The organism is Diaphorobacter oryzae DSM 22780, assembly GCF_059568935.1.
The window spans coordinates 127,318-136,465 of sequence record NZ_JCANUL010000010.1; the positions used below are offsets into that span (position 1 = coordinate 127,318).

Here is a 9,148-nt window from a genome sequence, read left to right on the forward strand (position 1 = left end):
CAAGCAATGACCGACTCTCCCTCTCCCTCTCCCTCTCCCTCTCCCATCTCGTTGGCCGGCAAGACGGCGCTGGTCACGGGCGGCGCCAGCGGCATTGGCCTGGCCGTGGCCCGTCATTTCCGGCAACTTGGCGCAACGGTGCTCGTGGCCGATCTGGTGGAGCAGGCGCCTGCCGGCTTCGAAGGCGCCTACGTGCGCGGCGACGTGTGCGGCGAAGCTGACGTGGCGCGCATGGTGGACAGCGCCGCGCCCCAGGGGCGGCTGGACATCGCCGTGTGTTGCGCGGGCATCGCTGACCAACTGGTGCCCACGGTGGAGCAGGACATCGGCACCTGGCAGCGCGTGTTGGACGTGAGCCTGCGCGGCACCTACCTCGTGTGCCGCGAGGCGGGGCGGCGCATGCTGCCGCACGCCGGCGGCGCCATCGTCACCATCGCATCGGTCACGGCCCTGGGGGGCTTTCCGCGCCGCAATGCCTATGGCGCCTCGAAGGCCGGGGTGGCCCACATGACCAAATCGCTGGCCTGCGAATGGGGCGGCTTCGGCGTGCGCGTGAACTGCATCGCGCCCGGCTACATCGCAACGCCCATGGTGGAGCAGGTGCTGGAGCGCGGCCGGCTGGACGCGCAGCGCATCACGGCGCGCACGCCCCTGCAGCGCCTGGGCCGGCCTGGTGAGATCGCCAGCGCCGCGGCCTTTCTGGTATCCGACTGGGCGTCCTTCGTGACGGGCGCGGTGCTGCCCGTGGACGGCGGCTGGTCGGCCTTCGGTGGATCGGGGGATGTCGCGACCGCGTGAACCCGTGGGCGGTGCGGACATCGCAGTCATTCCTGCTTGTGTAGACAGACATCAAACCTAGGAGACAAATATGCAAGTCAATCGCAGAGACCTCATGAAATGGGCCGGCGCGGGTGCCGCCATCGCGGGTGGGCTGGCCCACGCGCAGGACAGCGGGCCCATCAAGCTCGGGTTCATCTCCTCCCTGTCCGGGGCGCAGGCGCCGCTGGGCCAGCCCATGCTGCTGGGCGCGCAGATCGCCGTGGACCAGATCAATCAGGCCGGCGGCGTGAACGGCCGCAAGCTCGAACTCGTGGTGCGAGACGACAAGGCCAAGCCGGCGGATGCCACCGTGGCTGCGCGCGAACTGGCGGGCAGCGGCGTGAACCTGCACCTGGGCGTGGTTTCCAGTGCCGTGGCGCTGGCGCTGATCGCCATGCTGGAGCAGGAAAAATCGGTGCTCATCACCTGCGCGGCGCACTCCGACAAGCTCACCAAGGAAAACTTCAACCGTCACTACTTCCGCGTGACGGACAACCCCTACATGCGCCTGCGCTTCATGGCGCGCGGCGCGGCCGAGCGCCATGGCGCGGTGGCGGGTTGGTCCGGGCTGATTCCGGACCATGAATACGGCCGCACCACCTGGAACTGTTTCGAGGAAGGGCTGCGCGAGTACTACCCGGCCGTGGCTAAGTTGCAGCCCAAGATCACGCAGCCGCTCAAGACGCAGTACGGCGCCACGGACTACCGCAACGTGATCGGCGCGGCCATGGGGCTGCCCGCCGAAGGCTTCCTCAATGCGGCCTATGGCGGCGATGCGGTGACGCTGTTCAAGCAGGCCAAGCCCTACGGCTTCTTCAACAAGGCCAAGGTCATCATCGACTCGGCCAATGAGTTCGTCGTGGCCAAGGCGATGAAGCAGGAGCTGCCGGACCACTGGTGCGGCACGCACTGGTATTCCGGCGCCTTCCAGGACGTGCCGCTGAACAACGCGGTGTTCGCGGAGTACAAGAAGCGCACGGGCGACGAGTTCGCGATGGGCTGGATCGGCGAGGGCCATGCCGCCGTGATGGCCTATGCCAAGGCCATCCAGGAGGCTGGAACCACCGAGACCCAGGCCGTCATCAAGGCCCTGGAGACCGTCAAGTTCGACACCGTATGCGGGCCACGCTACTTCCGCAAGGAAGACCACCAGGCCATCAAGCCCCTGGTCATGTACCGCCTGCGCGGCTCCAAGACCGCGTCGGCCGGCTTCGAGGTCGTGGAGTACGTGAAGATGCCCGGCGAGGAGTTCATCGACCCGCCGACGCCGGGCAAGCCCCTGGCCTTCAAGTTCGTCAAGGCATGAGGTGAGGCACCCCCTGAGGCGCTGCGCGCCTTCCCCCTCTCCTGCGGGAGGGGGACGCAGCCAGCGCGGCGGGGCGGCCCTTGCGCGGCTGCCCGCGCTTGTGCCGCGCCGGCTTCATGGGGTGATGGATAACTGACTGGACAAAATCTATGGACCAAGTACCGCTCTTGCTGCTCAACGGCCTGTCGTGGGGAATGACCGTCTTCCTCACGGCGGCGGGGCTGTCGCTGGTGTTCGGCATCCTGCACGTGCTGAACTTCTCGCACGGTGGCTTCCTGATGCTCGGCGCCTACCTGTCCTATGCGATCGGGGCCCGGCTCCAGACCGAATCGCTCTGGGGCTTCCTGGCCATCGCCATGGCGTGCGCCGTGGCCGTGGGGCTGCTGGGGGCGGTGGTCGAGCGCTGTGTCTTCCGGCGGCTCAAGGGGGTCAGCGAGGCCTACTCGTTGATCGCCACCTACGCCCTGTTGATCCTCTGCCAGGGCTTCGTCAAGCTGGTCTGGGGCATCGACATTCTGAGCGTGGCGCCGCCCGCCGAACTGGCGGGGGCCGTGTCGTTCGGCGGCTTCATCGCGCCCAGTTTCATCCTGTTCGTGATCGCCTGCGGCGTGCTCGTCTTCGTGGTGATGGACCATGTGCTGCACCGCACGGGCATCGGCAAGCGGGTGCAGTCGGTGGCGATTGACCCTGCCATGGCGAATTGGGTCGGCATCAATGTCAATGCCGTGCTCGTCTGGACGGTGATCGCCGGCTTCGCGTTGGCAGGACTGGCGGGCGGGCTGCTGTCGGTGAACCAGAGCCTGTCGCCCGAGATGGGCAGCGCGCTCATCATCCAGGCGTTCGGCGCGCTGATCGTGGGCGGCCTGGGCAACATCCGGGGCGCGTTCCTGGCCTCGGTGCTGCTGGGGCTGGTCACCTCGTTCGGCGACCGCCTGCTGCCGGACGTGCCCGGCATGTTTTTCTTCGTGGCGCTGGCCGTGATCCTGCTGGTGCGTCCGCAGGGCTTGCTGAGGGGAATGCGATGAATTCGAACGCTGCGCAAACGGCTGGCGGCGCGGGCTCGCAGGCGGTGCTGGCCGCCGTGCTGCTGGCGGGCTTCCTGTCCGTGCCGGCATGGGCCGACAAGGGCGTGATCTTTCTGGCCAGCGTGGCGCTGGTGCAGATCGTGTTCGCGCTGAGCTTCAACACCGTCTTCGGCCTCGCGGGTATGGTCAGCTTCGGCCATGCGGCGTACTTCGCCATCGGGGCGTATGCCTGCGGCCTGCTGCTGCGCGGGACGGAGGTTTCCGTCTTCACGGGGCTGGCGGCGGGTGGCCTGGCGGGCGGCGCGCTGGCCGCCGCCATCGGGTGGGTGGCGCTGCGCCGCGCCAGCGGCAACTACTTCGCCATCTTGACCCTGGCCTTCGCGGAAATGCTGCACATCTTGATCGCCAAGACCCCCTGGTTCGGGCGCGAGGACGGCCTCACGGGCATCAAGCGCCCGGCCATCGACGTGCCGGGCCTGGGGCCCATCGACCTGGCGCAGGGCGACGGCATCTTCTACTTCACTCTGGCCGTCGCCGCCGTGCTGGTGCTGGGCGCATGGGTGCTTTGGCACAGCGGATTCGGCCGCCGTCTGGCCGCCGTGCGGCAGGAGCCCGACCGTGCGGCCTTCCTGGGCATCGACGTGCACCGCGCCCGGCTGGCGGCATTCACGCTGAGCGGCGTGGGCGCGGGCTTCGCCGGGGCGCTGTACGCGCCGCTGGCGCAGCTGCTCACGCCCGAGGTGGCGCAGTGGCACTTCTCGGCGCTGCCCATCCTGTTCTGCCTGCTGGGCGGCACGGCCATCTTCTGGGGGCCGGTGGCGGGCGTGCTCGTGTTCCTCGGCCTGGAGCATTCCACGCGCAACATCATCGGCCTGTCCGAGGTGGTGATCGGCGCCACCCTGCTGCTGGTGGTGCTGGTGTTCCCGGGAGGGCTGGCCGGCGGTGCGGTGCGGCTGCGGCAGATGGTGCGGCGCAAGCGCGGCCCGTCCGCGGCCATGGCCCCGGCGCAAGGGAGGCAGGCATGACCGCAGTCTCCCCCATCCTGCAGGCCCAGGGCGTGTTCAAGAACTACGGCGAGATCCGTGTGCTGCACGACGTGGCGCTGGAGGTGGCGCCGGGCACCACGCATGCAGTCATCGGCCCCAACGGCGCGGGCAAGACCACGCTGTTCAAGGTGCTGAGCGGCGAGCTGTTCGCCAGCGCCGGCACGGTGCGCTTCGAAGGCCGCGACGTGAGCCGCGTGCCCGGCCATGCCCGCGTGCGCGCTGGCATGGGCCGCACCTTCCAGGTGGCGCGTGTGTTCGGCGAGAACACCGTGCTGGACAACATGGCCGTGGCGATCGAGAGCCGCGAGGCCGCCCGGGCGGCGAACCCGCTGCGCTCGCTGGCCGTGGCGCGCTCCGGCTGTTTGCTGGACGAGTGCCGGTCCATCCTCGGGCAGGTGGGCCTTGCCGCCCGGCTGCACGAGCGCGCCGGCGTTCTGGCCTACGGCGAGCGCAAGCGTCTGGAGCTGGCCATGACGCTGGCCCTGAAGCCGCGCATGCTGCTGCTGGACGAGCCCATGGCTGGCATGTCGCCCGGCGACCGTGTTACGGCAGTGGAGCTGTTGGCGCGGATATCGAAGGAGCTGTCCATGTCCATCCTGCTCACCGAGCACGACATGAGCGTCGTGTTCGCCCTGGCGGACCGGGTGACGGTGCTCAACTACGGAAAAGTGATCGCCAGTGGTTCCCCTGAGGAGGTCAAGGCCTCGCCGCTGGTGCGCGAAGTCTATCTGGGGCATTGACATGCTGGAACTACGAAACGTCAGCGCCTTCTACGGCGACAGCTTGGCATTGAGCGGTGTAAGTCTGCGCGTGAAGCCGCGCCAGGGAGTGGCCATTCTGGGCCGCAACGGGGCGGGTAAGAGCACGCTGTTCAAGAGCATCGTGGGCGGCGGCCCCAGCGTGCGCGGCGAGGTTCTGCTGGACGGCCGGCCCCTGGCACGCCAGGCCACACACGAGCGTATCCGCGCGGGCGTCGCCTTTGTGCCGGAGGACCGGCGGATCTTTCCTCACCTTACGGTGGAGGAGAATCTGGAGATCGCAAGACACGGTGCCCGCCCAGGCCATGCCTGTCAGGAGGTGCAGCAAAGCTACCAGTTGTTCCCGCTGCTCACCGACTTGAGGGCGCGCATGGGCACACAGCTCAGCGGCGGCCAGCAGCAGATACTGGCCGTTGCGCGCGGCATGGTGGCGCGGCCGCAGTACCTGCTGCTGGACGAGCCCACAGAAGGGGTCGCCCCGCTGATCGTGCAGCAGATGGCCGAGCAGATCGTGCACGCCTGCGCGCAGGAGGGCATCGCCCTCGTGGTGGCGGAGCAGAACGTCTGGTTCGCGCGCCAATGCAGCGAGTACGTGTATGTAATGGATACGGGGCAGGTCGTTTTCGAGGGAACCTGGGAGGACTACGATGCCCACCCCCAGGTCGCCGAGAAGTACCTTGCCATTTGACCAACCTTGAAGCCAGGTCGCATTGATGCTGGAAGACGCTGAACCACAAACCCTTCGCTCCGTCCCCGCCAAGAAGGCGCCGCCACCTAAGCGCGCCACGCGCCAGGAGCGCGCCGAGAACCTGCGGCGCAAGATCCTCGCTGCGGCCGCCAAAGTGGTGGGCGAATACGGCTACGCCGACGCCTCCATCGGCCGCATCACCGACGAGGCGGGTATCGCGCAGGGCACCTTCTACCTGTATTTCGAATCGCGCCAGGCGATCTTCGACGTGTTGCTGCCCCATGTCGGCGCCGAACTGCTGGTCTACATCGGCAGCAAGGTGCGGGGGGCGAAGAACTTCCTGGACGTGGAGGAGCGGGGCTTCCGGGCCTTCTTCGAGTTCCTGCGGCTCAACCCCGGGTTCTTCCGTGTGCTCAACGAGGCCGAAGTGGCCGCCCCTGTGGCCCATGCCGCGCACCTGAACCTGGTGATGGGCCGCTACGTCAAGTCGCTCAAGCGCAGCGTGGACAGCGGCGAGATCAAGAACTTCCAGGAATCCGAGCTGGAGACGTTGGCCTACATTTTCCAGTCCGCGCGCAGCTACCTCTACCTGTGCCACATCAAGGGCAAGGGACTCAAGAAGCTGCCCGACTGGGTGGTGCAGACCTACATGAAGGTCGTGCGCAGCGGCCTGAACTGAGGCCCCGCATTACAAGAAAACAGGAGACAGGAAGAACATGGACACCCTTGCGTGGAACCAGCGTGTGCGCGGCGCCGTGGCCGAGGCCTACCGGGCCAGTGGCGCCTGGGCGGGCCAGACCACGGCCGACTTTGCCGAGCAGCGCGCGCGCCAGACGCCGCAGCAGACCGCTGTGGTCGAGGGCGGGCGGCGGCTGACCTATGCCTTCCTGCTCGACGAGGCGCGGCGCATCGCCGCCGGGTTGCGCGACCTGGGCCTGCGGCCGGGCGACGTGATCAGCTTCCAGCTGCCGAACTGGTGGGAGACCGTGGTCGTCAACCTCGCGGCGAGCCTGGGTGGCTGGGCCGTCAACCCCATCGTGCCCATCTACCGGGACGCCGAGGTGGGGTTCATCCTGGCGGACTGCCAGGCCAAGGCTATCTTCGTGCCGGAGCAATTCCGCAGCATCGACTATGCCGAGATGCTGAGCCGCATCGCCGCCGAAGGGGGCGCACGGCCGCTGGTGGTGACCATGCGCGGTGATGAGTCCTCCGGCGCGCTGCGCTACGAAACCCTGGGCTGTTCCAGCGCGCCATGGGAGCACAACCAGGCCACGCCCGACGACCTCAAGCTCGTGCTCTACACCAGCGGCACCACGGGCCGCCCCAAGGGTGTACTGCACAGCCACAACACGCTGATGGCCGAGCTGCGCGCCGTCACGCAGTTCTGGCGCGTGGGCGAGCGGGACGTGGTCATCATGCCTTCGCCCGTGACCCACATCACGGGCTACAGCTATGCGCTCGAATACGTGTTCTTCGCGGGCATCAAGGTGGTGCTGATGGAGCGCTGGGACGCCCAGCAGGCCCTGGCCCTGATCCAGTCCGAGGAGGCCTCGCTGACGGTGGGCGCCACGCCCTTCCTGGCTGAGCTGACGGCCGCCGTGGAAGCCTCGGGCGCGCGCCTGCCGTCGTTCCGGCTGTTCGCCAGCGGCGGCGCGCCCGTGCCGCCGGACCTCGTGCTGCGCGCCAGCCGGGCCATGCCGGGCTGCCTGGTCTGCCGCGTATACGGCAGCAGCGAGTCGCCCACAGTCACGCTGGGTATCAACGAGGCAGCCGATCAGGACCGCGCGGCGGTCACCGACGGCAAGGTCTGCAACAACGAGGTGCGTATCGCCGACGCGGTGACGGGCGCGGATCTGCCCTCGGGCGAGGAGGGCGAAATCCTCGTGCGCGGCCCCGAGGTCATGCTGTGCTATTCCCGCGAGGCAGACACATGCGATGCCTTCGATGCCGACGGCTTCTTCCGCACCGGCGACCTGGGCACGCTGTCGACCGACGGCTTCATCACTGTCACGGGCCGCAAGAAGGACCTGATCATCCGTGGCGGCGAGAACCTCAGTCCCAAGGAAGTCGAGGACCTGTTGCATGCCCATCCTGATGTCCTGGAGTCCGCTGTGGTGGCCATGCCTCATGCGCGCCTGGGTGAAACGCCTTGCGCATACGTAGTGCTCAAGCCAGGACGCAGCATGGACCTAGCACAGATGCGTGAGTTCCTTGAAGCCCAGCGACTGGCGCGGCAGAAGTTCCCCGAACAGTTGATCGTGGTTGATGCGATGCCCAAGACGGCATCCGGCAAAATTCTCAAGCATGTCCTGAGATCGCGTGTCGCTGAGCATACTCAGGGATCCATTGCATGATGGCTGATCAAGTAATCGCTGCGTGTGCTATCGCCCCAGTAGGCTTTTCACCGGTCGAGGATGAAGCCTTTATGGCGACCGTTGGTCCACTTTTCGCTCGCCGTAACGACATGGGCTTATGGGATGTCGGCTTCCGAGCACTCCCACAACACGCTAATCGGTTCGGCACTGTTCATGGCGGTATGTTGGCTACGTTGGTGGACTACGCCGTGGGCCTCAACTTATTGGAACCCCATGTGCCGAACGCCCGATTGGGAACGGTGAGCCTCAATATCGACTTCATTAGTGCCTGCATGATCGGCGAGTGGCTGCAAGTTAGTGTGCAAGTGGACAAAGCCCAAGGTCGACTGCGCTTTTGCTCTTGCGCAATGCATAGCGAGTGTGGACGGTTGGTGCTTAGGGCGAGTGGGGTTTTTTCCTCAACACTTTCTTAAGACTTGAAATCGGTATCTGAATCGACCCGGTTTTGAACTGATCCCTAGACGTGAGACGGTCACAATTACGCCGATCAGGTGGTGCATTCGCCACAACCTTATACCGCCGACGTCCCACAGCTCAGAGGTAGCCGAGGTGTTGGACATTCCCTTGAAGACTCTCGATTCACCGACTGCCCAGGAGGTGGAGACCTGGTTGAAGCGGCTCGCGAAAGGCGCAGGCGTTTCTCGCCAATAGCCGAGCCGAGTATCGAAGGAGAGAAAACTGCGTTGCCTCGTTTGCGCTGCCGCATCGCTGGCAGCCAGACTGACGTTCAGCGTTCGCCTGTCGTCAATCAGCGGTTGATGGCATCCAGTAAGCGGCCAATACTCTCGCGAAGCGGCTCCCGATCAGGCACCATGTCCTCCAGCGTCACCATGAGGCTGGGCCAGTACAGGCCATCGTTTCGGGCGATCTCGCTGTGTGCAGCCAGACGCAAGGCTTGCACGAGTGCCTTGAGCTTGTCGAAATCCTCATCTAGATGGCTGAGCTGGAGGCGGACTTCGCGGACAAGTTCTTCCAATTCTGCTGGAGCTGCGTCGCTCATCGCGCTCCCTGATAAAAGCAAATTGGGCGACATCGGGAGATGGCATATAGCTCAAGATGACTCCCGCAGAAAGCGCTAGCGATAACCGCTCCTTGACGACAAGTGCGCGCCTCTTGTGGGACGGGGCAAAC

Annotated in this window: 10 protein-coding genes; 9 read left to right on the forward strand and 1 reads right to left on the reverse strand. The window is 66.3% G+C overall.

Annotated elements, in window-relative coordinates:
* Nucleotides 1–6: 6 nt before the first annotated feature.
* The 9 genes from BP68_RS15140 to BP68_RS15180 all read left to right on the forward strand — a co-directional run bounded on the left by BP68_RS15140 (nt 7) and on the right by BP68_RS15180 (nt 8,430).
* Nucleotides 7–798, forward strand: a complete 792-nt coding sequence (locus BP68_RS15140) for an SDR family NAD(P)-dependent oxidoreductase (RefSeq protein ID WP_496373215.1) — start codon at nt 7–9, stop codon at nt 796–798.
* A gap of 70 nt (nt 799–868) precedes the next feature.
* Entirely contained in the window at nt 869–2,125 is a 1,257-nt protein-coding gene (locus tag BP68_RS15145) for an ABC transporter substrate-binding protein (RefSeq protein ID WP_496373217.1), read from the forward strand.
* Nucleotides 2,126–2,274: 149 nt separating this feature from the next.
* On the forward strand, nt 2,275–3,150 hold the full coding sequence (locus tag BP68_RS15150) for a branched-chain amino acid ABC transporter permease (protein WP_496373219.1): 876 nt from the start codon (nt 2,275–2,277) through the stop codon (nt 3,148–3,150).
* The gene (locus tag BP68_RS15155) at nt 3,147–4,175 is read left to right on the forward strand and encodes a branched-chain amino acid ABC transporter permease (RefSeq protein ID WP_496373221.1); all 1,029 of its coding nucleotides are present in this window, start codon (nt 3,147–3,149) and stop codon (nt 4,173–4,175) included. Before BP68_RS15150 ends, BP68_RS15155 begins: the two co-directional genes overlap by 4 nt.
* Nucleotides 4,172–4,936 carry an ABC transporter ATP-binding protein gene (locus tag BP68_RS15160; protein ID WP_496373223.1) on the forward strand — a complete coding sequence of 255 codons (765 nt, stop codon included), beginning with the start codon at nt 4,172–4,174 and terminating at the stop codon, nt 4,934–4,936. Before BP68_RS15155 ends, BP68_RS15160 begins: the two co-directional genes overlap by 4 nt.
* Nucleotide 4,937: 1 nt before the next feature.
* The gene (locus BP68_RS15165; RefSeq protein ID WP_496373225.1) at nt 4,938–5,642 is read left to right on the forward strand and encodes an ABC transporter ATP-binding protein; all 705 of its coding nucleotides are present in this window, start codon (nt 4,938–4,940) and stop codon (nt 5,640–5,642) included.
* A 25-nt stretch (nt 5,643–5,667) separates the two neighbouring features.
* On the forward strand, nt 5,668–6,321 hold the full coding sequence (locus tag BP68_RS15170; RefSeq protein ID WP_496373227.1) for a TetR/AcrR family transcriptional regulator: 654 nt from the start codon (nt 5,668–5,670) through the stop codon (nt 6,319–6,321).
* Between the two features lie 37 nt (nt 6,322–6,358).
* A complete protein-coding gene (locus tag BP68_RS15175) occupies nt 6,359–7,996 on the forward strand; it encodes an AMP-binding protein (RefSeq protein ID WP_496373229.1) in 1,638 nt (545 codons plus the stop codon).
* A 110-nt stretch (nt 7,997–8,106) separates the two neighbouring features.
* Nucleotides 8,107–8,430, forward strand: a complete 324-nt coding sequence (locus tag BP68_RS15180) for a PaaI family thioesterase (protein ID WP_496373239.1) — start codon at nt 8,107–8,109, stop codon at nt 8,428–8,430.
* Between the two features lie 335 nt (nt 8,431–8,765).
* Here the strand turns inward: BP68_RS15180 and BP68_RS15185 are convergent, their stop codons facing one another.
* The gene (locus BP68_RS15185) at nt 8,766–9,017 is read right to left on the reverse strand and encodes a hypothetical protein (protein WP_496373231.1); all 252 of its coding nucleotides are present in this window, start codon (nt 9,015–9,017) and stop codon (nt 8,766–8,768) included.
* Nucleotides 9,018–9,148: the final 131 nt, after the last annotated feature.

Excerpts from the sequence above, each read along its gene's own strand:
- BP68_RS15140 (WP_496373215.1), top strand. The coding sequence starts at position 7 with ATGACCGACTCTCCCTCTCCCTCTCCCTCTCCCTCTCCCATCTCGTTG.
- BP68_RS15165 (WP_496373225.1), top strand. The coding sequence starts at position 4,938 with ATGCTGGAACTACGAAACGTCAGCGCCTTCTACGGCGACAGCTTGGCA.
- BP68_RS15170 (WP_496373227.1), top strand. The coding sequence starts at position 5,668 with ATGCTGGAAGACGCTGAACCACAAACCCTTCGCTCCGTCCCCGCCAAG.
- BP68_RS15145 (WP_496373217.1), top strand. The coding sequence starts at position 869 with ATGCAAGTCAATCGCAGAGACCTCATGAAATGGGCCGGCGCGGGTGCC.
- BP68_RS15160 (WP_496373223.1), top strand. The coding sequence starts at position 4,172 with ATGACCGCAGTCTCCCCCATCCTGCAGGCCCAGGGCGTGTTCAAGAAC.
- BP68_RS15185 (WP_496373231.1), bottom strand. The coding sequence starts at position 9,017 with ATGAGCGACGCAGCTCCAGCAGAATTGGAAGAACTTGTCCGCGAAGTC.
- BP68_RS15180 (WP_496373239.1), top strand. The coding sequence starts at position 8,107 with ATGGGCTTATGGGATGTCGGCTTCCGAGCACTCCCACAACACGCTAAT.
- BP68_RS15155 (WP_496373221.1), top strand. The coding sequence starts at position 3,147 with ATGAATTCGAACGCTGCGCAAACGGCTGGCGGCGCGGGCTCGCAGGCG.
- BP68_RS15175 (WP_496373229.1), top strand. The coding sequence starts at position 6,359 with ATGGACACCCTTGCGTGGAACCAGCGTGTGCGCGGCGCCGTGGCCGAG.
- BP68_RS15150 (WP_496373219.1), top strand. The coding sequence starts at position 2,275 with ATGGACCAAGTACCGCTCTTGCTGCTCAACGGCCTGTCGTGGGGAATG.